23 protein-coding genes are annotated in these 23,101 nt (G+C 59.7%); 11 read left to right on the forward strand and 12 right to left on the reverse strand.

Translation table 11 applies throughout. From position 1 onward, the window contains the following. The first annotated feature begins 47 nt into the window (after positions 1–47). A complete protein-coding gene (gene secF, locus KHU30_RS22335) occupies positions 48–992 on the forward strand; it encodes a protein translocase subunit SecF (protein ID WP_098495474.1) in 945 nt (314 codons plus the stop codon). 101 nt (positions 993–1,093) lie between these two features. Here the strand turns inward: secF and purB are convergent, their stop codons facing one another. Next, positions 1,094–2,461 (reverse strand): adenylosuccinate lyase, encoded by a 1,368-nt coding sequence (gene purB / locus KHU30_RS22340; protein WP_211444814.1) that lies wholly within the window; start codon positions 2,459–2,461, stop codon positions 1,094–1,096. Between the two features lie 229 nt (positions 2,462–2,690). On the opposite strand from purB, the gene KHU30_RS22345 reads away from it, so the two are divergent. Further along, entirely contained in the window at positions 2,691–3,299 is a 609-nt protein-coding gene (locus KHU30_RS22345; RefSeq protein ID WP_211444815.1) for a glutathione S-transferase C-terminal domain-containing protein, read from the forward strand. A 313-nt stretch (positions 3,300–3,612) separates the two neighbouring features. Here KHU30_RS22345 and KHU30_RS22350 read toward each other — a convergent pair whose 3' ends face one another. Continuing rightward, positions 3,613–4,416, reverse strand: coding sequence for an AraC family transcriptional regulator (locus KHU30_RS22350; RefSeq protein WP_211444816.1), 804 nt, complete (start codon positions 4,414–4,416; stop codon positions 3,613–3,615). Between the two features lie 175 nt (positions 4,417–4,591). Between KHU30_RS22350 and KHU30_RS22355 the strand changes: the two genes are divergently transcribed. Continuing rightward, a complete protein-coding gene (locus KHU30_RS22355; protein ID WP_211444817.1) occupies positions 4,592–5,827 on the forward strand; it encodes an MFS transporter in 1,236 nt (411 codons plus the stop codon). Positions 5,828–5,902: 75 nt separating this feature from the next. Here the strand turns inward: KHU30_RS22355 and KHU30_RS22360 are convergent, their stop codons facing one another. From KHU30_RS22360 to KHU30_RS22405, 10 genes are all read right to left on the reverse strand, one after another. Continuing rightward, positions 5,903–6,442: a peroxiredoxin gene (locus KHU30_RS22360; protein ID WP_211444818.1), complete on the reverse strand. Its 540-nt coding sequence runs from the start codon at positions 6,440–6,442 to the stop codon at positions 5,903–5,905. 115 nt (positions 6,443–6,557) lie between these two features. Next, complete coding sequence (locus KHU30_RS22365) at positions 6,558–6,794, reverse strand: hypothetical protein (RefSeq protein WP_211444819.1); 237 nt, start codon at positions 6,792–6,794, stop codon at positions 6,558–6,560. A gap of 204 nt (positions 6,795–6,998) precedes the next feature. Then, positions 6,999–7,931, reverse strand: coding sequence for a carbohydrate kinase family protein (locus tag KHU30_RS22370; RefSeq protein WP_211444820.1), 933 nt, complete (start codon positions 7,929–7,931; stop codon positions 6,999–7,001). Between the two features lie 45 nt (positions 7,932–7,976). After that, entirely contained in the window at positions 7,977–9,419 is a 1,443-nt protein-coding gene (locus tag KHU30_RS25430) for a DUF3426 domain-containing protein (RefSeq protein WP_211444821.1), read from the reverse strand. Positions 9,420–9,429: 10 nt separating this feature from the next. Beyond that, complete coding sequence (gene prmA, locus KHU30_RS22380; RefSeq protein WP_211444822.1) at positions 9,430–10,359, reverse strand: 50S ribosomal protein L11 methyltransferase; 930 nt, start codon at positions 10,357–10,359, stop codon at positions 9,430–9,432. Positions 10,360–10,420: 61 nt separating this feature from the next. Next, positions 10,421–11,803 carry an acetyl-CoA carboxylase biotin carboxylase subunit gene (accC, locus tag KHU30_RS22385; RefSeq protein ID WP_211444823.1) on the reverse strand — a complete coding sequence of 461 codons (1,383 nt, stop codon included), beginning with the start codon at positions 11,801–11,803 and terminating at the stop codon, positions 10,421–10,423. Between the two features lie 189 nt (positions 11,804–11,992). Continuing rightward, the gene (gene accB / locus KHU30_RS22390) at positions 11,993–12,463 is read right to left on the reverse strand and encodes an acetyl-CoA carboxylase biotin carboxyl carrier protein (protein WP_211444824.1); all 471 of its coding nucleotides are present in this window, start codon (positions 12,461–12,463) and stop codon (positions 11,993–11,995) included. A gap of 118 nt (positions 12,464–12,581) precedes the next feature. After that, complete coding sequence (gene aroQ / locus KHU30_RS22395) at positions 12,582–13,019, reverse strand: type II 3-dehydroquinate dehydratase (protein WP_211444893.1); 438 nt, start codon at positions 13,017–13,019, stop codon at positions 12,582–12,584. A gap of 129 nt (positions 13,020–13,148) precedes the next feature. After that, positions 13,149–13,670, reverse strand: a complete 522-nt coding sequence (locus KHU30_RS22400; RefSeq protein ID WP_211444825.1) for a TlpA family protein disulfide reductase — start codon at positions 13,668–13,670, stop codon at positions 13,149–13,151. Next, positions 13,670–14,302 (reverse strand): hypothetical protein, encoded by a 633-nt coding sequence (locus KHU30_RS22405; protein ID WP_211444826.1) that lies wholly within the window; start codon positions 14,300–14,302, stop codon positions 13,670–13,672. Before KHU30_RS22405 ends, KHU30_RS22400 begins: the two co-directional genes overlap by 1 nt. Positions 14,303–14,499: 197 nt before the next feature. Between KHU30_RS22405 and mpl the strand changes: the two genes are divergently transcribed. From mpl to corA, 8 genes are all read left to right on the forward strand, one after another. Continuing rightward, the gene (gene mpl, locus KHU30_RS22410; protein ID WP_211444827.1) at positions 14,500–15,900 is read left to right on the forward strand and encodes a UDP-N-acetylmuramate:L-alanyl-gamma-D-glutamyl-meso-diaminopimelate ligase; all 1,401 of its coding nucleotides are present in this window, start codon (positions 14,500–14,502) and stop codon (positions 15,898–15,900) included. Further along, positions 15,897–16,484, forward strand: coding sequence for a YqiA/YcfP family alpha/beta fold hydrolase (locus tag KHU30_RS22415; RefSeq protein ID WP_211444828.1), 588 nt, complete (start codon positions 15,897–15,899; stop codon positions 16,482–16,484). Before mpl ends, KHU30_RS22415 begins: the two co-directional genes overlap by 4 nt. Continuing rightward, positions 16,481–17,149, forward strand: a complete 669-nt coding sequence (locus KHU30_RS22420; RefSeq protein WP_230411218.1) for a chorismate--pyruvate lyase family protein — start codon at positions 16,481–16,483, stop codon at positions 17,147–17,149. Before KHU30_RS22415 ends, KHU30_RS22420 begins: the two co-directional genes overlap by 4 nt. Positions 17,150–17,210: 61 nt before the next feature. Then, positions 17,211–19,295 (forward strand): ribonuclease catalytic domain-containing protein, encoded by a 2,085-nt coding sequence (locus KHU30_RS22425; protein WP_211444829.1) that lies wholly within the window; start codon positions 17,211–17,213, stop codon positions 19,293–19,295. Positions 19,296–19,437: 142 nt separating this feature from the next. Beyond that, the gene (locus KHU30_RS22430; protein WP_211444830.1) at positions 19,438–20,337 is read left to right on the forward strand and encodes a TonB C-terminal domain-containing protein; all 900 of its coding nucleotides are present in this window, start codon (positions 19,438–19,440) and stop codon (positions 20,335–20,337) included. Continuing rightward, complete coding sequence (gene aroE / locus KHU30_RS22435; RefSeq protein WP_211444831.1) at positions 20,334–21,185, forward strand: shikimate dehydrogenase; 852 nt, start codon at positions 20,334–20,336, stop codon at positions 21,183–21,185. The genes KHU30_RS22430 and aroE overlap by 4 nt, the downstream gene beginning before the upstream one ends. A gap of 60 nt (positions 21,186–21,245) precedes the next feature. Further along, positions 21,246–21,941 (forward strand): monofunctional biosynthetic peptidoglycan transglycosylase, encoded by a 696-nt coding sequence (gene mtgA / locus KHU30_RS22440; RefSeq protein ID WP_211444832.1) that lies wholly within the window; start codon positions 21,246–21,248, stop codon positions 21,939–21,941. Between the two features lie 104 nt (positions 21,942–22,045). Continuing rightward, positions 22,046–23,011 (forward strand): magnesium/cobalt transporter CorA, encoded by a 966-nt coding sequence (corA, locus tag KHU30_RS22445; RefSeq protein ID WP_211444833.1) that lies wholly within the window; start codon positions 22,046–22,048, stop codon positions 23,009–23,011. Positions 23,012–23,101: the final 90 nt, after the last annotated feature.

Raw genomic sequence — 23,101 nt, forward strand, 5'->3', positions numbered from 1 at the left:
GCGCGCCGGCACAGCAAGAACCAGTGGTGTGAACCAAAAGGAATGTGATGGAACTTTTCCGTATCAAAAAAGATATTCCGTTCATGCGCCATGCATTGATATTCAATGCAATTTCGGCGCTGACGTTTGTATTCGCCGTATTCTTCCTGTTCTCGAAAGGCCTGCATCTGTCGATCGAGTTTACCGGCGGTACGGTGATCGAGGTCGCCTATTCCAAGCCGGCCAATATCGAGAGCATCCGCAAGACGGTCGAAGGCCTCGGCTATACCGATAATCAGGTGACCAACTTCGGCACAGCGCAAGACGTCATGATCCGCTTGCCGGCCAAGAAAGGTGAAGACTCGGCTGCGCAAAGCGCCACGGTGCTGACTGCCTTGCAAAAGCAGGACGCCGACGTGACCCTGAAACGCACCGAGTTCGTCGGTCCGCAGGTGGGCGACGAGCTGGCGCACGACGGCTTGATGGCGCTGCTGTTCGTGGTGATCGGCATCATGATCTACCTGGCCATCCGCTTCGAATGGAAGTACGCGGTAGCGGCGATTATCGCCAACTTGCACGACGTGGTGATCATTCTCGGCTTCTTCGCCTTCTTCCAGTGGGAATTCTCGCTGACGGTGCTGGCGGCGATCCTGGCGGTGCTGGGCTACTCCGTGAATGAATCGGTGGTGGTGTTCGACCGCGTGCGTGAAACTTTCCGCGACCGCCGCTTCGGCAAGCTGGCGGTGGCCGATGTCATGAACCATGCGATCACCAGCACCATTTCACGCACCATCATCACCCACGGCAGCACTGAAATCATGGTGTTGTCGATGTTCGTGTTCGGCGGTCCGGCGCTGCACTATTTTGCACTGGCGCTGACCATCGGTATTCTGTTCGGTATCTACTCTTCGGTGTTCGTGGCGGCAGCGGTAGCCATGTGGCTGGGCGTCAAGCGGGAAGACATGATCAAGCCGATCAAGGAAAAGGATGATGTTGACGGCGCGGTGGTCTAAGCGTCCGCAGTAATAAGAAAACCAGCCTGCGGGCTGGTTTTTTTGTGGAGAAAAATGGCTGCCGGACTGGCAGCCATTTTTATTTCCGACTCAGAAGAGACTCAGATCTTCTTCGCCAGCAGCGCGGCATGTCCGATGTAGTTGGACGGTGTCATCGCCAGCAGATGATCCTTGGCTTCCTGCGGGATTTCCAGCTTGAGGATGAACTCGCGCAGCGCATCCTTGGAAATGCCCTTGCCGCGGGTCAGTTCTTTCAGCTGCTCGTAGGGATTCTCGATGCCGTAGCGGCGCATCACGGTCTGCACCGGCTCAGCCAGGACTTCCCAGGTTGCGTCCAGGTCTTCGCCCAGGCGCGCCGGATTCACTTCCAGCTTGTTCAGGCCGCGCAGGCAGCTGTCGTAAGCCAGGATCGCGTAACCGAGGCCGACGCCGATATTGCGCAGCACGGTGGAATCGGTCAGGTCGCGCTGCCAGCGCGACAGCGGCAGCTTTTCCGACATGTGCTTGAGCACGGCGTTGGCCATGCCCAGGTTGCCTTCGGAGTTTTCAAAGTCGATCGGGTTGACCTTGTGCGGCATGGTCGACGAACCGATTTCGCCGGCCTTGGTGCGCTGCTTGAAATAACCCAGCGAGATATAGCCCCAGATGTCGCGGTTCAAGTCGAGCAGGATGGTATTGCTGCGGCTGATGGCGTCGAACAGCTCGGCCATGTAGTCATGCGGCTCGATCTGGATGGTGTAGGGATTGAATGTCAGGCCCAGGCGCTGCTCGATCACATCCTTGGAGAAATTCTCCCAGTCGAAATCCGGGTAGGCAGACAGGTGGGCATTGTAGTTGCCGACTGCGCCATTCATCTTGCCCAGGATTTCCACTGCGCCGATACGCTTGACCGCGCGTTGCAGGCGCGCCACGACGTTGGCGATTTCCTTGCCGAGCGTAGTCGGGCTGGCAGGCTGGCCGTGGGTGCGCGACATCATCGGCAGTTCGGCGTTGGCATGGGCCAGTTCGGTCAGCTTGGCGATCAGCTGCTGCAAGGCAGGCAACAATACGGTATCGCGCGCCGCTTTCAGCATCATGCCGTGCGAGGTGTTGTTGATGTCTTCCGAGGTGCAGGCGAAGTGGATGAATTCCGACGCTGCCACCAGTTCAGGCACGTCCTTGACCTGTTCCTTGAGCCAGTATTCCACGGCCTTGACGTCGTGGTTGGTGACGGCTTCGATGGCCTTGATGCGCTCCGCATCGGCTTCGCTGAAATCGCTTGCCAGTTTGTCGAGCAGGGCGCCGGCGCTGGCCGAGAAGGGCTTGATTTCGGCAAAGCCGGCATTGGATAATGCTTGCAGCCAGGCAATTTCAACCTTGACCCGGTGGTGCATGAAGCCGGCCTCGGACAGGATCGGGCGCAACTTGTCGGTTTTGGCAGCGTAGCGGCCATCCAGCGGGGACAGGGCGGAAAGCGTGGTAAGAGACATGATAGTGACGGCTATAGAAGTGGATGACGGGTGGATCAAGATAAGGCTGGCGCGGCGATAGTTTTCATAATGCAAAATGAAACAAGGCCGGGCAAAAACAAGCAAAACCGAATTTTACCATTTGCACCGTGGTAAATATGCCGCTTTGCGCACGGGCCCGGTTGGCAATGAACAAAGTCGCCAATGTCGAATGCTATAATCAGCCAACATTTTTTACCATAAGTGACATATGAAGCTGATCGGTTCCCTGGGTAGTCCTTTTGTTCGCAAAGTCCGTGTCGTGATGGCGGAGAAGAAGCTTGATTACGACTTTGTGCTGGAGGACGTGTGGGCGCCTGATACCAAGATCCAGGCTTCCAACCCGCTGGGCAAGGTGCCTTGCCTGGTGATGGAAGATGGCGGCGCCATGTTTGATTCGCACGTGATCGTCGAGTATCTCGATACCCTGACGCCAGTCGGCAAGCTGATCCCGATCAACAGTCGCGAGCGTTCCGAAGTCAAATGCTGGGAGGCGCTGGCCGACGGCGTGCTGGAAGCCGGTGTGCTGATTCGCCTGGAAGGCACGCAACGGCCGGAGGAATTGCGCAGCCAGGCATGGATCGACCGCCAGCAGCGCAAGATCGACGCCGGCCTCAAAGCCATGTCTGCCGGCCTGGCGGAAAAGCCGTTTTGCTCGGGCACGCATTATTCGCTGGCTGACGTGGCGGTGGGCTGCGCGCTGGGCTGGCTCAGCTTCCGCTTTCCGGAAATCAACTGGCGCGAAGACTATCCGACCCTGGCCAAGCTGTTCGAGAAACTGTCCGAAAGACAGTCGTTCAAAGACACTGTTCCGCAATAAGCCAGTCTCAGATTACAGTCATTAACAATGGCAGCGCAGAATTTTCCATCCACATGCCAGGCTGCCGCCACCAGCGCAGCGGCACTGTGCCGCGTTGTCAAAGCAAAAAAACAGCAGCTCATCTGACCGGAGCGCGCTGTTCCGTCAGATGGGCGACGGAACGGCTGGCTCTCGGCAAATTATCCCGCAGGCAAACTCCCCCGCACCTCTGAACGGACTCTGAACGCTCCTCATTCAGCGACGAGCTGCATGCGCCGATGACCAAGGCAAGCCGAGTCTTGCGCGCGCGGCTGCAGCAGTTCGCGTAGTGTGATTAAGCGGCAGGCCCTGCTTTTTTTGGCGCAAAGAAAGTCGACGGCGACTGGCCGAAGGTCTTCTTGAACATGGCGGAAAACGCCGACTGGCTGGCATAGCCGAGTTCGGCCGCGACCAGCGACAGCGGCATGCCGCGCGCGATCATCGGCGCAGCATGCGCCAGCCGCACCTGCTGCCGCCACTGGCCGAAGGTCATGCCGAGATCCTTCTCGAACAGGCGCGCCAGCGTCCTTTCCGAAGCGCCGGCCTGGTCCGCCCAGGCGGCCAGCGTCATGCCGGAGTCGGGTGCTTCGATCAAGGCCTGGCAGATGGCCTGCAAGCGTTTTTCGGTAGGCAAGGCGACCCGGATGCCCGGCGTCCTGGCCGCCATCAGTTCATCCAGGATCAACTGCGCCAGCAGCGATTCGCGCACGCTGTCGACGTCGGCTTCGGTCAGGGCGGCGATCAGTTCGCGCAACAGGGTCGAGACTTCCAGCACGATGCATTCCTGGCCGGCAAACGGGTTGGCGTCAGCGTGGATGTACAAAGCGCGCAATTGCGATTTTTCTATGGTGGCGATTTCATGCACCAGTTGCGGCGGAATCCAGATCGCTCGCAGCGGCGGCACAATCCAGGTGCTGTTGCCGACCGTGACGCGCAGCACGCCCTCGGGCGCGTAGGTGACCTGGCCCCAGGGGTGGGAGTGGGCAGGCAGCAGCTTGGCAGCGCCGAGGTCACGGGCGCGCAGGCGCACCGGGTGGCGGGCGTCGGGTACTACATCGAGCAAGCCTATCGTGGTGTGGGTCAGGATGTTCGCTGGCATGGGGATAGATGAAATTGGCGGAAATGCGACAAATTATGTCTTCCTATCTTAAAACAGTCTTCCGCTTTTTGCTTACACTTCAGTCTTGCGAATGATAAGCAGTAGTCCGGCTGCAGCCTGGCCGCTTTGTTGTCCTTTTTGTTTGCGCCTCTTCCCAACTATTCAGTTCATCGCCATGCAAACCGTTGCCAAGCAGATTTCCCCCGCGCTAGGGTCGCAGGATGCCGAGAAAACCGGTTTCCGCGTACTCGGCGCCATCAGTTTCGCCCACTTCCTCAACGACATGATCCAGTCGCTGATCCTGTCGATCTATCCGCTGCTGAAAGGGAACTTCAATCTCAGCTTCGCGCAGATCGGCCTGATCACCCTGACTTACCAGATCACGGCATCGATCCTGCAGCCGCTGGTGGGGTTGTACACCGACAAGCATCCGAAACCGTATTCGCTGGCGCTGGGCATGGGCTTTACGCTGGTCGGGCTGCTGCTGCTGTCGGTCGCGCCGAGCTACGGCATCCTGCTGCTGGCGGCGGCGCTGGTGGGTACGGGCTCTTCCATCTTTCATCCTGAATCATCGCGCGTGGCGCGCATGGCCTCGGGCGGCCGCCATGGCCTGGCGCAGTCGATCTTCCAGGTCGGCGGCAATGCCGGCAGCTCGATGGGGCCTTTGCTGGCGGCGTGGGTAGTGATTCCGCACGGCCAGGGCAGCATCGCCTGGTTTTCCGGCGCGGCATTGCTGGCGATCCTGGTGCTGCGGCAGATCGGCAACTGGTACAAGCGCAAGCGCCTGGAAGCCAAGGGCAAGCCGGCCAAGGCGCAGCATCACTACGTGGCGCTGCCGCGCAAGAAGGTCATATTCTCGATCGGGATCCTGCTGTTGCTGATTTTCTCGAAGTATTTCTACATGGCCAGCCTCAGCAGCTACTTCACGTTTTACCTGATCGATAAATTCCAGCTGCCGGTGCAGGCGGCGCAGCTGCATCTGTTCGTATTCCTGTTTGCGGTGGCGGCCGGCACCGTGCTGGGCGGTCCGATCGGCGACAAGGTCGGCCGCAAGCTGGTGATATGGGTGTCGATCCTGGGCGTGGCGCCGTTCACCCTGATGCTGCCCTATGCCAATCTGTTCTGGACCGGCGTCCTGACCGTGGTCATCGGCGTGATCCTGGCGTCGGCCTTCTCGGCGATCCTGGTGTTCGCCCAGGAACTTGTGCCGGGCAAGGTCGGTACCGTATCCGGCCTGTTCTTCGGCTTTGCCTTCGGCATGGGCGGCATAGGCGCCGCAGCGCTCGGCAAACTGGCCGACATGACGAGCATTAGCTTCGTCTATCAGGTCTGTTCGTTCCTGCCGCTGATCGGCTTGCTGGCGATGTTCCTGCCGAACCTTGAGGGTCACCGGCGTAAGGTGGCCGGTTGACGGCAGATCAGGACGGGTCACGGCCATGAAAAAAGCGCGCTGTTATCGGCGCGCTTTTTTTTTATGGCGAAGTCATTATTTCTTCTGTTTTGCAGTCCACTGTTCCAGCGCCTGCAAGGTATTGGCAACATGCTTGTCCGGGTCCATGCTGCTGTATTCATAGATGATGCTGCCGTTCGGCGCGATCACATAGGAAACCCGGTCGGCATAGCTGGTTTTGGAAAGCAGCACCGAGTCATAGGATTTCATGATTTTTTGATCGGTGTCCGCGGCCACCGCAAATTTGCTGCGGCATTCGCTCACTGAAAACTTGTTGAGGGTGTCGATGTTGTCGGCGGAAACACCGATCACGCTGGCGCCCAGCGCCTTGTATTTGTCGACGGCCTCGGCAAACATATGGGCTTCGATGGTGCAGCCTTTAGTGAATGCCGCAGGATAAAAATAGAGCACTACCGGCCCTTTTTTCAACTCGTCGGCCAGGGAGTAGCTGAACACTTGGCCGCCCAGCGAAGCCTGGGTGGTGAATGCGGGCGCCCGGTCACCGGCCTTGAGGGCGGCAAAGGCCGGTGCTGCAACTGAACTACAGATCAATAGAGTGGCAATCAGTCGTTTCATGGTGACTCCTGGTTAAAGATAAGCACCATCATGCTGCGAGTTGCAAGAGTTGTCCAATCACATGTTCAATCTTGAATGTCGAGCGAGTAATACAGCTTCCAGGCTGTTGCTGCTATTAGCGCCAGCCTCTGCCGCCCCAACCGTGGCCGCCCCAGCCGCGACCGCCCCAGCCTCGGTAGTAGCCGAAGCCGATATCGACGCTAGGTGCGACATACACCGGCGCCGGTGCGTAATAGCCGCCGCCGTAATAATCGCCGCCGTAGTACCCATTGCCGCCATAAGGCACGGCAACGCAGCCGCCGAGCAGCAGGCTGGCTCCCAGTGCCGCACTTACCAATAGTAATTTTTTCATGATGCCCTCCGTCCATGCAACCAATGCAGGTTCGATTTAAGGGTAGCAGATAAGTTCAGGGTGGGAAGCGCGCCATGTATCACGCCAGAATGGCTGAACAGGGGAGTATGTATCGATTGAAGGTAAAACAGAGGCTGGATTGGTTAATTTTTTCACATACCCCGCCTAGTATATCGGCGGGGCATGGTAAATCATGTGCTACTTTTACAAACGGTAACCAAATACCCGGTGGAACTGCTCATCGATTTCTGCACGGCTGGGCGCATGGTTTTGCGGTCCCTGATGGGCAATCTTAATGCTGCCCAACAAGCTCGACAGGCGGCCGGTAGTGGCCCAGTCCATGCCGTTGCTGAGACCGTACAGCATGCCGGCGCGGAAGGCGTCGCCGCAGCCGGTCGGATCCAGGATCCGTTCAGCCTGGACGCAAGGGATGTCGATCTTTTTACCGTCGGTATAGATCTCGGCCCCGAGTTCGCCGCGCGTGACGACCAGCGCTGAAACGCGCTCGGCGATTTGCGCCAGCGTCAGGCCAGTGCGCGCAGCCAGCATCTCCGCTTCATAGTCATTCATCGCGATATAGGTGGCGAGTTCGATGAAATGCTTCAGCTCGTCGCCGTTGAACATCGGCATGCCCTGGCCCGGATCGAAGATCAGCGGAATGCCTTGCGCCACGCAGTCTTCCGAGTGCTGCAGCATACCGTCGCGGCCGTCCGGAGCGACGATCGCCAGCTTCACCGGACCCGCGTCAGCCACTTTGTTTTCGTGCGAATAGGTCATCGCGCCAGGGTGGAAGGCGTTGATCTGGTTGTTGTCGGCGTCGGTCGTGATGAAGCATTGCGCGGTGTAGATCGATTCGATGGTGCGTATCGATTTACGTGTAATGCCTTGCCGATCCAGCCGCTGCAGATAGTCGCCGCCATCGTGGCCGATGGTCGCCATGATTTGCGGCGAGCCGCCCAGCAGCTTGAGGTTATAGGCGATATTGCCGGCGCAGCCGCCGTATTCGCGGCGCATGGTCGGCACCAGGAAGGAGACGCTGATTTTGTGCAGCTGGTCTGCCAGCAGCGCATCCGAGAATTTTCCCGGATATTGCATGATGACGTCGAAAGCCAATGAACCGCAGATGAGAGAGGTCATATTAAATAGGAAGCTTGCTGGTTGGCGCGTTAGCCCGCGCAAATATTAAGGATAAAACAGGTATACACGATAACCGGAAGCCTTGAGCTGCAACAGCTCAAAGGTTACCTTGACCGGCTGTTCCTGGTCGCTGGCAAAGCCCTGCGCCAGATTGGCCGATGGATTCAGGTAGTCATGCGGCGCAAACACGCGCCGCGCGATAGGCTTTTCGTTGGCATCGTTGAGGGTCAGCTCGATATTGGGCCAGGCTTGCACGGTGTCGCTGTGGTTGCGCAGCAGCAGGTTCAGCGAAAACAGGTTGCGTGCCGGGTCGAGTGCCTGCAATTCATTGGCTTCAAACGAAATGCTGTCGATCTTCATCGGCAGGCCGACGCTGCAGCCGATTTTTCCGCAGGCGCTGATCAGCGCCGGCTTCAGTTGCGGCATGCGGGCGGCGAGCTGGTCGCGGAAAAAATAGGTAGCCTGGCCGGCCAGGCCCACCAACAGCAGCGCGCTGATGCCCCACATGGCGCCGCGCAGGGTGCCGCCGATGCGTTGCTGGCGGCGCGCGCTGAGCACGAAATCGGGTTCCTCGGCCAGGGGTTCTTCCGCTTCAACCGCCTTCTCTCGATTTTTTTTCTTGCCGCTGCTTTCCGCACCGTCGGCGGCGCCAGACGCCGATGCGGCGGCATTCTTTTCGCCACGCCATGGCTTGCGCTGCAGCTCGTCAATGATGCGGTCGAGTTCGTCGTCGTCCTGGCTGGCCGCTGTCCCGCCATTTTTTTCCTTGGCTGCCAGCGTATAGTCGTCCTGTCCGGCCACATGCATCAAGGTCATGCGCGCCATCTGTTCTTCCGGCTCGTCGTCGGCATGGCGATGCCAGACGTTGGGCGCAGGCGCGTCGGCACTTTCCTCGCCGGTTTCGCTGGCGGACGGTTTGATCAGGCCGAACGGCGTGTGATGGACGTCGGCAGGAGCGGACTGGCTGGTCTCTTCGGCGATGCGCAGGTCTTCTTCGAGGCCGTCGATAGCGGCTTCGACCCGGGTGCTGCTCGGGCTAGCTGTTTTCGTTTCAGGGACGCTGGCCGGCGCAGCGATGCTTGCGGCCGGCGGCGGATGAGCGGCCGCTATGGCAATCGCCGCGCTGGTTTCCTGCCGCGGTTCCGGCGCTGGCTCAGGTGCTGGTTCAGGAGCGAAAGGCTCCATGTAAACCGGTGCAGCCGGTTCGCTGACGACTTGCGGGGTTTGTACTGCTGCCTGACTGACGGGGGGCTGGGCGGCGACTGCCGCGGCGGCCGCTGGCGCAATTGCGGCTTGCTCCGGCTCTGGAGAAGATGCTGCGTCCGGCGCTGCCACGGGGGCAGCCAGTTCCGGCCGCACCAGGTGTTCGATGCCGTTGAATACTTCGCGGCAGCTGCCGCAGCGGACCAGGCCGCCGCGCAGCTTCAGCTGGTCATTGGCGACCCGGAAGGTGGTTTGACAATGCGGACATTGGGTCGCGAGCGCCATGGCGTGCGGCTTAGTGACGAGCGTTGCGGGTGCCGGACAGCGCGACCCAGCCGTCCTGCTCGGCCCACACCGTCAGCGGCAGCCATTGCGCATAGGCGGCGATGACGTCGTTGGCCTGTTCGGCCAGCACGCCCGACAGCGTCAGGCTGCCGCCGGCCGCAACCCGGCTGCACAGCATCGGCGCCATCAGCTTGAGCGGACCGGAGAGAATGTTGGCGACCACGACGTCGTAGACCTGCGGCGCAGCCTGCTGGCTGCTGAAATCTTCCGGCAGATAATAGGCGACCTCGCAATGGTTGCGTTCGCTGTTGTAGCGCGCGGCATCGATGGCGTGCGGGTCGATGTCGACGCCGATCACGGTGGCGGCGCCGAGCTTCTTGGCGACCATGGCCAGGATGCCGGAGCCGCAGCCGTAGTCCAGCACCGTTTGCGGCTTGTGCGGCGGCAGCTTGGGTATATTCGTTTCCAGCCACTCCATGCACAAACGGGTGGTCGGGTGGCTGCCGGTGCCGAAGGCGAGACCGGGATCGAGCTCCAGGATCAGTCCGTTGGCGTCGGGCGCATCGTGCCAGCTTGGCACTACCCAGATGTTCTTGCCGATATGGATAGGGTCGAATTGCGATTGCGTCAGGCGCACCCAATCCTGCGCCGCCACCGGACGCAGAGAGTAGGGCGGCACCGCTACGCCGCAGGCTGCGGCGGCGTTGCTGACGATGGCGGCATGGTCGGCGTCGACCTCGGCCAGGGCCACTACGCGGCTGCGCTGCCAGGCCGCTTCTTTCGGCTCCATGCCGGGTTCGCCGAACAAGGGCTGCTCGTCGGGCGTGCCGAGGTCGGCATCTTCGACCGAGACCGACAGGGCGCCAGCTTCCATCAACGCGTCCGACAGGGTCTCGGCGTCGCTCAGTGCTACTTCAATAACAATTTCGGTCCAGCTCATCAGATGCCTTACAGTGCGTGATGGATTTTTCACCGCCCGGATTGCCTGCGGTGAAAAATCCTTATTTCTTTACTGCTTTATCTGTTTCCTTGGCCACCACCGGCCGTTCGGCCAGTTTGTGCTCCAGATAATGGATGTTGGTGCCGCCTTCGATAAAGCGGGCATCGATCATCAGTTCGCGGTGCAGCTGGATGTTGGTCTGGATTCCTTCGACCACCATTTCCGACAGCGCAATCTGCATCCGTTTGATAGCCTGTTCGCGGCTGGCGCCGTAGGAAATGACCTTGCCGACCATCGAATCATAATGCGGCGGCACGAAATAGCCGGCGTAAGCGTGCGAATCGACACGGATGCCGGGGCCGCCAGGTGCATGCCACGACAGGATTTTGCCTGGCGATGGCGTGAACTTGAACGGATCTTCAGCGTTGATACGGCATTCAATGGCGTGGCCGGTGAGCTGGATGTCGCGCTGGCGGAAGCGCAGCTTTTCGCCGGCGGCGATGCGGATCTGTTCCTGCACGATGTCGATGCCGGTGATCATTTCGGTGATCGGATGCTCCACCTGGACGCGGGTGTTCATTTCGATGAAATAGAACTCGCCGTTTTCATACAGGAACTCAAACGTGCCGGCGCCGCGGTAGTCCATCTTGCGGCAGGCTTCGGCGCAACGGTCGCCGATTTTCTCGATGATCTTGCGGGGGATGCCTGGTGCCGGCGCTTCCTCGATCACCTTCTGGTGGCGGCGCTGCATCGAGCAGTCGCGCTCGCCCAGCCAGACGGCGTTCTTGAACTGGTCGGCCAGGATCTGGATTTCCACGTGGCGCGGATTTTCCAGGTACTTCTCCATATACACTTCAGGATTGCCGAAAGCGGCGCCGGCTTCGGTCTTGGTCATGGTGACCGCATTGGCCAGGGCCGCCTCGGTATGCACCACGCGCATGCCGCGTCCGCCGCCGCCGCCGGCCGCCTTGATGATGACCGGATAGCCGATCTTGCGGGCGATCTTGACGATTTCCTTGGGGTCGTCCGGCAATGCGCCTTCCGAACCGGGAACGCAGGGCACGCCGGCGCGTATCATGGCTTGCTTGGCGGATACTTTATCGCCCATCAGGCGGATGTTCGCCGGCCGCGGGCCGATGAAGACAAAGCCGGATTGCTCCACGCGTTCAGCAAAATCGGCGTTTTCCGACAAGAAGCCGTAGCCGGGATGGATCGCTTCGGCGTCGGTCACTTCAGCGGCGCTGATGATGGCCGGCATGTTGAGGTAGCTCAGGCTGGACGGCGCCGGGCCGATACAGACCGATTCATCCGCCAGTTTTACATATTTGGCGTCACGGTCAGCCTCGGAATGGACCATCACGGTCTTGATGCCCATTTCACGGCAGGCGCGTTGGATGCGCAAGGCGATTTCGCCGCGATTGGCGATAAGGATTTTTTCAAACATAGGTGGTATGTGTCGCTATGGGTCCAGCGTTATCAAACTTTGGGTTGCCGGTGCGGGGCTCGCGTAGCGTCGGATGACTAGTGCGGCAGATGCCCCTGCGCTGGCAACCAGAACGGCGAAACCCCGATGAAGCGGATGCCGCCGTGCAGATTACGTGTAACTTACTGTGGATGACTCGGGGTTGCCGGATTATCCAATGATGAACAACGGCTGGCCGAATTCGACCGGCTGGCCGTTTTCAACCAGGATCTTCTTGACCACGCCGGAAGCGTCGGCTTCGATCTCATTCAGCAGTTTCATGGCTTCGATAATGCACAGGGTGCCGCCTTCCTTGATTTCCGAACCGACTTCGACGAATGCCGGCGAGCCGGGAGCCGACGAGCGGTAGAAGGTGCCGACCATAGGCGATTTGACAATATGGCCTTCCGGTACGGCCGCTACGGCTTCCACCGGAGCTGCCACCGCGACGGGCGCAGGTGCGGCGACCTGATACTGTGCAGGGTGCTGCTGCTGTTGCGGTTGCATCATGACAACTTGGTTTTGCTGGGATGCAGACGACTTGACGATACGGACCTTGCTTTCGCCTTCCGTGACTTCAAGTTCTTCGATGTCTGACTCCGCGACCAGGTCGATCAGCGTTTTGAGTTTTCTCAAATCCATGTGCAATCCTTCAGAATATATAAATTATGAAAAGCTATTTTTCGTTTTTTAACATGCAGATCAACGCAGTTGCAGTGATTTTGCAAAGACGTCAGTCAGTTTACTGTAATGCGGTCAACTAGAGTTTCTTAATGGCAAAATCAATTGCGGCGCGATAGCCATCCACGCCCAGGCCGCAAATGACACCGACAGCGACATCGGATAAATAAGAGTGATGCCGGAATGCTTCCCGTTGGTGGATATTCGAGATGTGGACTTCGACAAAACGAATCGCCACGCCGCTCAGCGCATCGCGCAAGGCCACGCTGGTATGCGTCAGCCCGCCGGGATTGATGACAATAGCGTCGATGCCTTCTACCTTGGCCGCATGGATGCGGTCTATCAGTGCACCTTCGTGATTGCTCTGAAAGTGCACAAGTCGGGCGCCAGCGGCGGTAGCCTGGACCCTAGCTGCTTGTTCAACGTCGCTCAGCGAAGTTGAACCGTAGACTTCTGGCTCTCTTGTTCCCAGCAGGTTCAGGTTGGGTCCGTTGAGTAGAAGTATATTTTTTGCCATGGAGATGATGCTCCGTTTGACGACGATGGCGCATTTTGCCGTCAAATGACGCTGACTGGCAAGGGAAAATTTGTTTCTGTGAAATTTCAGCGCGGCATTGTTAATTGTTTTTTTGGGTAAGCTTCTCACTTACAGCAGGGATAAATCTTTCCGCAGCTCATCGAATTTAATGCTGCCAAGATACATCTTCTTCACCCCGCCATCGCGTCCGATCAGGACCGTAAAGGGCAGGCCACCGGACTGGTTGCCGAACTGCCGCAGCAGTGCGGTGGCGCCGGTGCCGGCCACATACAGAGGGTAAGAGATTTTGTATTTCTCGGCGAATTTCGCGATGTTATCAGCAGAATCGACGCCGATCCCGATAATTTGAACATTTTTCGCTGCAATCTCGCCCTGCAAGGCATTCAGTTCTGGCATTTCCTCCACGCAGGGTGCGCACCAGGTCGCCCAGAAATTGACGATCAGCGGTTTGCCTTTCCATTGCGCGAGGGAGCTGGCTTTGCCGCCGGCGTCCGGTATTTCCTGGGCAAACAGCGCGGCCACGGCAGCGTTCTCCGGGGCGGTCGGGGTATTGCGCTGTATGCCGAAATACACGCCGATCGCGCAAAATAAGAGCGCAATCGGCACAAATATCAAAATATTTCTTTTCATTAATTTTCTTCTTTGTTGATCAGCGCCAGCACCGCGTTCAGATCGGCGCGTTCAGCCCGTTTGCCGGACGCGGCCCTGATACTACCGCGCAAATCGTCAGTTTCATATAGGGTGAGATGGATACCCTCTTTCTTATACATGAAACTCACAGTTTCCACTGGATCGTTATTACCCCCGCTTTTAAGGGAGGGGCTGGACGACAGTTCGAATTGCACATTCTTGTTAAAAAGAAAAATTTCTACGTCTTTCGGACTATCTACGAACAAGTGCAGGTAAATATCGGAGTGTTCCCCGGCAGTCCCATTCAGGGCCGCGCCGGTCAGGTAAGGCTTGAATTGCGCCAGTTCGCCCATGATTTCCGCCGCCAGCCGGCGCAGGTGCAAGAGCCGGGCCGGCTGCGTGTCGGCGAAGAACAGTTCGTTGTATAAACGTACTTCGTCTTCGATCTGGGCGTTATCTGGCATGAAACTGCCGCTACGGCCGCGATTGCTGCCGACGCACAGTTCCAGCGCCTTGCGTTTTGCGGTTCCATAGTCGGCGCCGTCCTCGGCGATCATGCGTGCCGCCGCCGCCGCGATTTCTGCGCGCAGCTGTTCTAGTTCAGGGGAAAGATTGGATGCCATGACCGTCATGATATCTCAATGTGCAAACTCCTATTAAGCCCCTATTAATAGTAGCTACTCCTGCCGGGCGCCGGGTGCTCCGGCAGGTGCATGCAGGCGAACCGCGCAAATCTGCGATCCCACTTTTTAACACGCTGCTAACGGCGGCAGCGGCCGCTCAGGTAAAATCACGGTATTCCCTCTTTTCAGAATAGTGAAACTCAAGAATGCACATTCATATCCTTGGCATCTGCGGCACCTTTATGGGCGGTTTGGCGGTCTTGGCTAAACAGGCAGGACATAAAGTCACCGGTTGCGATGCCAATGTGTACCCGCCGATGAGCACCCAGCTCGAGGCGCAGGGAATCGACCTGATCCAGGGTTTTGGCATCGAGCAGATCGGCTTGCAGCCGGATCTGTATGTGATCGGCAACGTGGTGGTGCGCGGCAATCCGCTGATGGAAGAAATCCTGAACCGCGGTCTGCCTTATATTTCCGGGCCGCAATGGATCGGTGAGCATATCCTGCGCGACAAATGGGTGCTGGCAGTGGCCGGCACACATGGCAAGACCACGACATCGGCCATGCTGGCCTGGATCCTGGAAGACGCCGGCTACGATCCGGGCTTCCTGATCGGCGGCGTACCGATGAATTTCGGGATTTCGGCGCGCCTGTCGGGCAAGGCCGAGGTTGGCGCTCACACCGCAGCATCCCCATTCTTTGTAATTGAGGCGGATGAGTACGACACGGCATTCTTCGACAAGCGCAGCAAATTTGTCCATTACCACGCCAAGACGGCCATCCTGAACAACCTGGAATACGATCACGCCGATATTTTCCCCAACCTGGCAGCCATAGAAACCCAGTTCCACCATCTGGTGCGCACCGTGCCTGGCGTCGGCCGCCTGCTGGTGAATGCCCGTGAACCTGCCTTGCAGCGGGTGCTGGAGCGCGGCTGCTGGAGCGAAAAGGAATTGTTCGGCGGCGACGGGGAGCAAGGCTGGTCGCTGGCGACGCTGGACAACGGCCATTTCGAGGTGCGCTTCAATGGCGAGCTGCAAGGCTGCGTGCAATGGGAGCTGAGCGGCGAGCATAACCGCATGAACGCACTGGCGGCGATTGCCGCGGCGCGCCATGTCGGTGTGCCGCCGGCGCAGGCAATCGCCGCCCTGGCGCGCTTCGAGAATGTCAAGCGGCGCATGGAGTTGCGCGGCGTCGTGAGGGATATTTCCGTGTACGACGATTTTGCCCACCATCCGACCGCGATCGCCACCACGGTCGCCGGTTTGCGCAAGAAAGTCGGCAAGGCGCGCATCCTGGCGGTGCTGGAGCCGCGTTCCAATACGATGAAGCTGGGGGCCATGAAAGATGCATTGCCGGGCAGCCTGGGCGAGGCCGACCTGGTGTTCGGCTACGGCGCCAAGGGCGGCGGCAAGGACGCCCTCGACTGGAACCTGGCCGAAGCGCTGCAGCCGCTTGGCAGCAAAGCAAGTACTTACAGCGAGCTGGAGCCGTTGGTGGCGGCGATCGTCAAGGCTGCCCAGCCGGGCGACCAGGTGCTGGTGATGAGCAACGGCGGCTTCGGCGGCGTCCACCAGAAACTGCTGACGGCGCTGGCTGCCCAATGATCCTGTATCTGCACGGTTTCCGTTCTTCGCCGCAATCGTTCAAGGCACGCTTGCTGGCCGAACGCATGCGGCTGCTGGGTCGGGCCGATGAGTACCAGTGTCCGCAGCTGCCGGCCTCGCCCGCGGCTGCGATCGCCCTGGCGCAGGATCTGGTGCGCGAGGTCGACCCGGCCCAGCTGACGCTGATCGGCTCCTCGCTGGGCGGCTACTACGCCACCTGGCTGGCGCAGCAGAGCGGCTGCAGCGCGGTGCTGCTGAATCCAGCCGTCAAGCCGCCGCGCGACCTGGAGAAATATGTCGGCGTCAGCACCCAATATCACTCCGACGACCCGTTTGAGTTCAAGCGCGAATACATGGCGGAATTGCAGGCCCTGCAGGTTGACGTCATCAGCAAGCCAGAACGCTATTTCCTGATCGCCGCCACCGGCGACGAAGTGCTGGACTGGCGCGAGATGGTCGGCCACTATCCGCAAGCCCGGCAAATAGTGATCCAGGGCAGCGATCACGGCATCAGCGAATTTGCCGACTACGCCGATGAAGTGCTGGCTTTCTGCGGCATAGAGGCGGAATCGAGCAACCGATGATGCATGCCCGTACCCAGGCCAAATGGCATGACCACGCCAACGGCGTAGCGCCGTCCGTCGCCATGCGCGACTGGCTCACTGACCGCGTCTCGCTGACCTACAAGCTGATGGCGCACTGCCAGCAGTTCCGGGTGCAGCGCCTGCGCCAGCAGCGGGCGCTGCCGCTGGCCGAGGAGTGGCAGGCGATCGGCTTGCCGCGCCGCCAGCAGGTGCAGGAACGCGATGTGCTGCTGCGTTGCGACGGCCGTCCCATGGTGCTGGGCCACACGGTGCTGGCGCTGGATGCGACTACCACCGAATGGCCGTTCTTCGGCAGCCTGGGTGAGCGCTCACTTGGCTCGACCCTGTTCGGCGATCCTCTGGTGGCGCGCGGACGGTTGCAGTATGCGCGCCTGTATGGCGGCCATCCGCTGGTGCGGCGCATGTGCGCCGCCAGCGGCGTCGACGCTTTCGCATACCCGCTGTGGGCCAGGCGTTCGGCTTTCCGGCGCAAGACCGGCATCATGCTGGTGACAGAAGTATTTTTCCCCGAGATCGAGGAATTGCGGCGAGCGCGGGCGGATATCAAGGTGTTGTCCGCCGGGTTTTCCATTTCCTCCGATCTATCCAGGCATATCCATCCGGCCCATCAATTACTTTCATTTGCCGCTACTAAACAGGTTTAGCCTCGGGTAGCAGCGATATCATCAGAAATCCACACAGAAATTCACAAGTAAAGCGCATGCAATGAATCTATTTTTTGAAGAGTCCGGCGACTTTAAAGCAGGTGTCGTACTGTCGCAGCAAGGCGAGGCCTATCAGGTCGAACTGCCAACGGGCAAACGCAGCAAGGTGAAAGCCAAGGACGTGCTGCTGCAATTTACTGCGCCGACGCCGCAGGATCTGCTGGACGAAGCCAAACAGATCGCGCAAGGCATGGAGCTCGACTTCCTGTGGGAAGTCGCGGGCCAGGAAGAATTCGGCTTTGCCGAACTGGGCGCCGAGTATTTCGGCCACGCCCCGCAACCGGTGGAAGCCGCCGGCCTGCTGCTGAGCCTGCACACCGCGCCGATCTATTTTTATAAAAAGGGCAAGGGCCGTTACAAGGCCGCGCCGGAAGCATCGCTGAGAGCGGCCCAGGCCGGCATCGAAAAGAAACGCCAGCAAGCCCTTGTCCAGGCCGGCTACGTCGACCAGCTCAAGGCCGGCCAGTTGCCGGAAGTGATGAAGCCGCTGGCGCTGCAGCTGCTGTTCAAACCGGACAAGAACAGCCTGGAATACAAGGCGCTGGAGGCAGCCTGCAATGAATTGCAGACTTCGCCGCAGCGCCTGATGCTGGCGGTCGGCGGTATTGCTTCGCCGAAGCAGCTGCACCTGTCCAAATTCTTGCTGGAATTTTTCCCCAAAGGTGCGGGCTTTCCCAAGATCGCCATCCCGGCGGTGGCCGACCTGCCGCTGGCGCAGGTGCAGGCATTCTCCATCGACGACGTCACCACCACGGAAATCGACGATGCCTTGTCGGTGCAGACCCTGGCTGACGGCAATGTCCGCATCGGCATTCATATCGCCGCACCGGGCCTGGGCATCAAGCGCGGCGGTCCTCTGGACGCGATCGCGCGCGCGCGCATGTCGACCGTCTACATGCCGGGCGACAAAATCACCATGCTGCCGGACGAACTGGTGGAAGCGTTCACCCTGGCAGAAGGCAAGAACTGTCCGGCACTGTCGCTGTACGCCACCCTGAATCCGGCCGACTGGAGCCTGATCAGTACCGAAACCAAGGCCGAACTGGTGCCGATTTCCGCCAACCTGCGCCACAACACGCTGGACGAACTGGTGACGGAAGAGAACCTGGCCAACGACGCCGGCGACTATCCGCACAAGGCCGATATTGCCGTGCTGTGGAAATGGATACAGGTTTTGGAGCAAGGCCGCATGGCCAAGCGCGAAGGCTTCGGCTTGCGGCCGGAGCAGAACAACCGCGTCGATTTCAATTTCTATGTCGAAGACGATGTCGTCACTATCGCGCGCCGCAAGCGCGGTGCGCCGCTGGACAAGATCGTGGCGGAACTGATGATCTTCGCCAACAGCAGCTGGGGCAAGCTGATGTCGGACCACGGCGTGCCCGGCATCTATCGTGCCCAGGGCGGCGGCAGCGGCGGCTGGGCTGCCAAGATGCAGGTGCGCATGGTGACGCACGCGGCGCCCCACCAGGGCCTGGGCGTCGATCAATATGCGTGGAGCACTTCGCCTCTGCGCCGCTATACCGACCTGGTCAACCAGTGGCAGATCCTGGCTTGCGTCGAAGGCGGCGTCGCCGCGCCGCTGGTGGCGCCGTTCAAGCCGCGCGATGCCGATCTGTTCGCGATCGTCTCCGGCTTCGACGCCGCTTACTCCGGCTACGGCGACTTCCAGTCGAACATGGAGCGCTACTGGTGCTTGCGCTGGCTGGGCCAGGAACAGGCGCGCCAGGTAGAAGCCGCGGTGCTGAAGGATGAAATCCTGCGGCTGGCCGAGATCCCGCTGGTCATCAAATTGCCGGGCATGCAACAACTGGCGCGCGGCACCCAGGTCAAGCTGGACATCATCCGCTGGGACGAGGTCGACCTGACGGTTGAGGCGCGCTTGCTGGAAGTCTCTGCGCCGCCGGACGACCAGCAGCTCGACGAGCCGGAGGAGGAAGAGGAAATGGCTGCGGAACTGGATGCCGCCATGGACATGCCGCACGAGAGCACCGAAGCCGAGCTGGAAGCTGCGCTGGAGAGCGAACCTGCGGCGCCGGCCGCTGATGACGAGTGTGCAACTCAGGAGAGCAAACCGGCAACGGAGTGAAAGCATCAGGCAGCGGAGACCTGCAGTAAATTTCCTGTGGGCATCTCTCTGTCGTAGAATGCTTCCCTTGTAGAATTCTACGTTTGTAGAATTCCTCTCCGAACTTCTCTTTTCACTTTTAACAGCGACCTTTGGCACACGCGTGAAATCCTTTTTTCAAAATCGAATCCTGGTCGGCGCCATCGCGGCATCGGTATTGGCGCATGCGGCGCTGCTGGCGGTGCGTTTCGCTGCGCCTGAAGCCTTCAAGCTGAAACCCACCGATCCGGCGCTGGAAGTGATCCTGGTCAACGCCAAGCACAACACCAAGCCGGTCAAGCCAGAAGCGCTGGCGCAAGCCAACCTGGATGGCGGCGGCAATGCCGACGCCGGCCGCGCCAAATCGCCGCTGCCTGACATGCGCAAATCGGAAGATGGCGACAATGTCCAGGCCGCTCAGCGCCGCATCGAGCAGCTGGAGCAGCAGCAACAGCAGATGCTGGCGCAGATGAACAAGCAGACGCCTTTGAAGATGCCTGTCATGGATGTGTCGGACAAGGCCAGCGACAACACGCCGCAGCCTAGCGGCAGGGACCTGGTCGAAAGCGCCAAGGCGATCGCCCGCAGGGAAGCGGAAATCTCGAAGAATATCGACGACTACAACAAGCGGCCGAAAAAGACCCAGATCACGCCGAGCACCCGCGCGGTCGGCTACGCGGCTTATTACAAGGCGTTCCAGGACCGCGTCGAAAAACTGGGCACCTTGAATTTCCCGAAAAAGAATGGCAAGAACCTGTACGGCAAGCTGGTGGTCTATATTCCGATTTACCAGGATGGCTCTTTGTACACCAAAGAAGGCGGCGCCCGTATCGAGCGCGGTTCTGGCAATCGCGACCTCGATGCCGCCACCTTGAAAATCATTGAGCGCTCAGCGCCGTTCGGACGCTTCCCAGAGAATATGCGCAGCAGCGGCAAAGACGATGTGTGGGAAGTGATTTCCACTTTCGAGTTTACCCGCGAAGGGCTGCTGGAAGCACAACTGATGAGCGGAGTAAATCAATGACAGGCGGCGCCGGATCTACAGCTTGCTTTGCAGACTACGTGGTGATCGGCAATCCGATCGCCCACAGCAAATCGCCGGCGATCCATGCCCGCTTTGCTGCCGACACCGCGCAGGACATGCGCTATGCGCACCTGCTGGCGCCGCTCGACGGCTTTGCGGCCGCGGTGCGGGAGTTCATCGCCCAGGGCGGCCGCGGCGCCAATGTCACCGTGCCGTTCAAGCAGGAAGCCTACGCATTGGCCGACCAGCTGACTACCCGCGCCAAGGCGGCCGGTGCAGTGAATACATTGAAATTCGACAATGGCGTCATCCTCGGCGATAACACCGATGGCGTTGGCCTGGTCAGCGACATCGTGCGCAATGCCGGCTTTGACCTTGCGCACAAGAAAATCCTGTTGCTGGGCGCCGGCGGCGCGGCGCGCGGCGCGGTGCTGCCGCTGCTGGAAGAGCGGCCGGCGCAGCTGGTGATCGCCAACCGCACGGTGGCCAAGGCGGAAGAACTGGTGCGGCAGTTCCAGCAGTACAGCGAGCAGCCAGGCATCCTGAGCGCCTGCAGTTTCGCGCAGGCGACGCAGGGGTTCGACCTGGTGATCAACGCGACTTCGGCCAGCTTGCAGGCCGAATTGCCGCCGCTGGCTGCCGGCGTATTCGGCCCCGCGGCGCTGGCTTATGACATGATGTATGGCAGCCAGCCTACCGTCTTCATGCAGTTCGCCGCAGCGCACGGAGCGCGCGTGCGCGATGGCCTTGGCATGCTGGTGGAGCAGGCGGCCGAAGCGTTCTTTGTCTGGCGCGGCGTGCGCCCGCATACCGATGCTGTATTTGCGGCCTTGCGTTCTCAGCTTTAAATGCGCAGCTTTAAGCGCGCACAACTGGCTGCCCGGATTATTTATTTGCAGGAAATCAGAATGAAATCAGTCGGCAAGATTTTTTTGCGTTTATGTTTGCTGCTGATCGCCGCAGTCTTGCTGCTGCAGGTTTATTTTTTCGTACAAATCTGGTGGTGGGTCGACCACAATCCAAGCTCCACCAGCTTCATGCGCCATCGCCTGTCCGAGCTGCAGGAAACCGTACCGGACGCCCAGCTGCAATTCAAATGGGTGCCGTATGCGCGCATCTCGAACAATCTGAAACGCGCCATCATCGCTTCCGAAGACGCCAATTTTTCCGAGCATGACGGCGTCGACTGGGATGCGCTGCAACAGGCTTACGAGAAAAACACCAAGAAGGGCAAGGTGGTGCGCGGCGGTTCCACCATCACCCAGCAGCTGGCGAAAAACCTGTTTCTCTCCGGCGAGCGCAGCTATCTGCGCAAAGGCCAGGAGCTGATCATCACCTATATGCTGGAGTTCCTGATGGACAAGGAGCGCATATTCGAAATCTATCTGAACGTGGTGGAGTGGGGCAACGGCGTGTTCGGCGCCGAGGCGGCCTCTCAGCACTACTACAAAACCTCCGCCACCAACCTCGGCGCCAGCCAGGCCGCGCGGCTTGCAGTGATGCTGCCGCGGCCGCGGTTCTACGATAAGAATCGCGGCTCGGCTTATCTGTCGCAGCGCACCGGTTTGATTTTGCGGCGCATGGGATCGGCTGAATTGCCTTAATATACGGGCCTGACGGAAGTTGTTTAAATTGCAGCAAGCTCGGATTGCCGGACTGAAAAAAACTGCATGGCAACGTCCCTGAAAAATCAGTCTGCGAGGTAAGCGTGATCAATGTATTCATATTGCAAAACGGCCGGCTCAACCAGGTCAATATCGAGAGTCAGAGCGACTTGCAACAGGTCCAGCCGGTCTGGGTCGACCTGACCGAACCGAACGACCAGGAGCGTGCCTGGGTCAAAAGCATCTACGGCGTTACCTTGCCCGGCGAGGACGAAGTCAAGGATATTGAAGCCTCGGCCCGCTATTACGAAGCGGAAAACGGCGACCTCCACTTGCGTACCGACTTCCTGTTCGAAGAAGACGACGGCCCGTCGTCCACCGTCACCGTCGCTTTCATCCTGGCGCGCGACATCCTGTTTTCAGTGCATGGCGAAGACTTGCCGGTGTTTCGCCTGGTGCGCATGCGCGCGCGTTCGCGGCCGGGCTCTATCGGCGATTACAAGGACGTGTTGCTCGACCTGTACCAGACAGATGCCGAATACTCCGCCGACGCCCTGGAGGGCGTCTACAAGAAGCTGGACGAGGTCAGCCAGCGCGTGCTGCAAAAGAAGCTGACCGACCAGGCTGCGGCCGAAGCGCTGAGCGCCATGGCGCATGAGGAAGACTTGAACGGACGGATCCGGCGCAACATGATGGATACCCGCCGCGCCGTCAGTTTCCTGATGCGCGGACGCTTGCTGAACGTGGATCAGTTTGAAGATGCGCGCCAGATCCTGCGCGATATCGAATCGCTGGATGGCCACACCGCGTTCCTGTTCGACAAGATCAACTTCCTGATGGATGCGACGGTCGGCTTCATCAACATCAACCAGAACAAGATCATCAAGATCTTCTCGGTCGCCTCGGTGGCGTTCCTGCCGCCGACCCTGATCGCCAGCATTTACGGCATGAATTTCCGTTTCATGCCCGAGTTCGAGTGGCATCTCGGCTATCCGCTGGCACTGGTGCTGATGGTGTGTTCGGCGATCACGCCGTTCTGGTACTTCCGCCGGCGCGGCTGGCTGAACTGAAAACAGAATGGGCGCGCCCACCTCGGTGGCCCTGGTTGCGTCTCCGTCATTCCCGCGAACGCGGGAATGACGTGGCCGACGAGGCGGACA

Source organism: Collimonas humicola (assembly GCF_018304945.1).
GTDB classification, from domain to species: Bacteria; Pseudomonadota; Gammaproteobacteria; order Burkholderiales; family Burkholderiaceae_D; genus Collimonas; species Collimonas humicola.

What these genes read in the sequence shown, in the direction of transcription:
- secF (WP_098495474.1), top strand. Translation starts at nt 48, where the DNA reads ATGGAACTTTTCCGTATCAAAAAAGATATTCCGTTCATGCGCCATGCA.
- purB (WP_211444814.1), bottom strand. Translation starts at nt 2,461, where the DNA reads ATGTCTCTTACCACGCTTTCCGCCCTGTCCCCGCTGGATGGCCGCTAC.
- KHU30_RS22345 (WP_211444815.1), top strand. Translation starts at nt 2,691, where the DNA reads ATGAAGCTGATCGGTTCCCTGGGTAGTCCTTTTGTTCGCAAAGTCCGT.
- KHU30_RS22350 (WP_211444816.1), bottom strand. Translation starts at nt 4,416, where the DNA reads ATGCCAGCGAACATCCTGACCCACACCACGATAGGCTTGCTCGATGTA.
- KHU30_RS22355 (WP_211444817.1), top strand. Translation starts at nt 4,592, where the DNA reads ATGCAAACCGTTGCCAAGCAGATTTCCCCCGCGCTAGGGTCGCAGGAT.
- KHU30_RS22360 (WP_211444818.1), bottom strand. Translation starts at nt 6,442, where the DNA reads ATGAAACGACTGATTGCCACTCTATTGATCTGTAGTTCAGTTGCAGCA.
- KHU30_RS22365 (WP_211444819.1), bottom strand. Translation starts at nt 6,794, where the DNA reads ATGAAAAAATTACTATTGGTAAGTGCGGCACTGGGAGCCAGCCTGCTG.
- KHU30_RS22370 (WP_211444820.1), bottom strand. Translation starts at nt 7,931, where the DNA reads ATGACCTCTCTCATCTGCGGTTCATTGGCTTTCGACGTCATCATGCAA.
- KHU30_RS25430 (WP_211444821.1), bottom strand. Translation starts at nt 9,419, where the DNA reads ATGGCGCTCGCGACCCAATGTCCGCATTGTCAAACCACCTTCCGGGTC.
- prmA (WP_211444822.1), bottom strand. Translation starts at nt 10,359, where the DNA reads ATGAGCTGGACCGAAATTGTTATTGAAGTAGCACTGAGCGACGCCGAG.
- accC (WP_211444823.1), bottom strand. Translation starts at nt 11,803, where the DNA reads ATGTTTGAAAAAATCCTTATCGCCAATCGCGGCGAAATCGCCTTGCGC.
- accB (WP_211444824.1), bottom strand. Translation starts at nt 12,463, where the DNA reads ATGGATTTGAGAAAACTCAAAACGCTGATCGACCTGGTCGCGGAGTCA.
- aroQ (WP_211444893.1), bottom strand. Translation starts at nt 13,019, where the DNA reads ATGGCAAAAAATATACTTCTACTCAACGGACCCAACCTGAACCTGCTG.
- KHU30_RS22400 (WP_211444825.1), bottom strand. Translation starts at nt 13,670, where the DNA reads ATGAAAAGAAATATTTTGATATTTGTGCCGATTGCGCTCTTATTTTGC.
- KHU30_RS22405 (WP_211444826.1), bottom strand. Translation starts at nt 14,302, where the DNA reads ATGACGGTCATGGCATCCAATCTTTCCCCTGAACTAGAACAGCTGCGC.
- mpl (WP_211444827.1), top strand. Translation starts at nt 14,500, where the DNA reads ATGCACATTCATATCCTTGGCATCTGCGGCACCTTTATGGGCGGTTTG.
- KHU30_RS22415 (WP_211444828.1), top strand. Translation starts at nt 15,897, where the DNA reads ATGATCCTGTATCTGCACGGTTTCCGTTCTTCGCCGCAATCGTTCAAG.
- KHU30_RS22420 (WP_230411218.1), top strand. Translation starts at nt 16,481, where the DNA reads ATGATGCATGCCCGTACCCAGGCCAAATGGCATGACCACGCCAACGGC.
- KHU30_RS22425 (WP_211444829.1), top strand. Translation starts at nt 17,211, where the DNA reads ATGAATCTATTTTTTGAAGAGTCCGGCGACTTTAAAGCAGGTGTCGTA.
- aroE (WP_211444831.1), top strand. Translation starts at nt 20,334, where the DNA reads ATGACAGGCGGCGCCGGATCTACAGCTTGCTTTGCAGACTACGTGGTG.
- mtgA (WP_211444832.1), top strand. Translation starts at nt 21,246, where the DNA reads ATGAAATCAGTCGGCAAGATTTTTTTGCGTTTATGTTTGCTGCTGATC.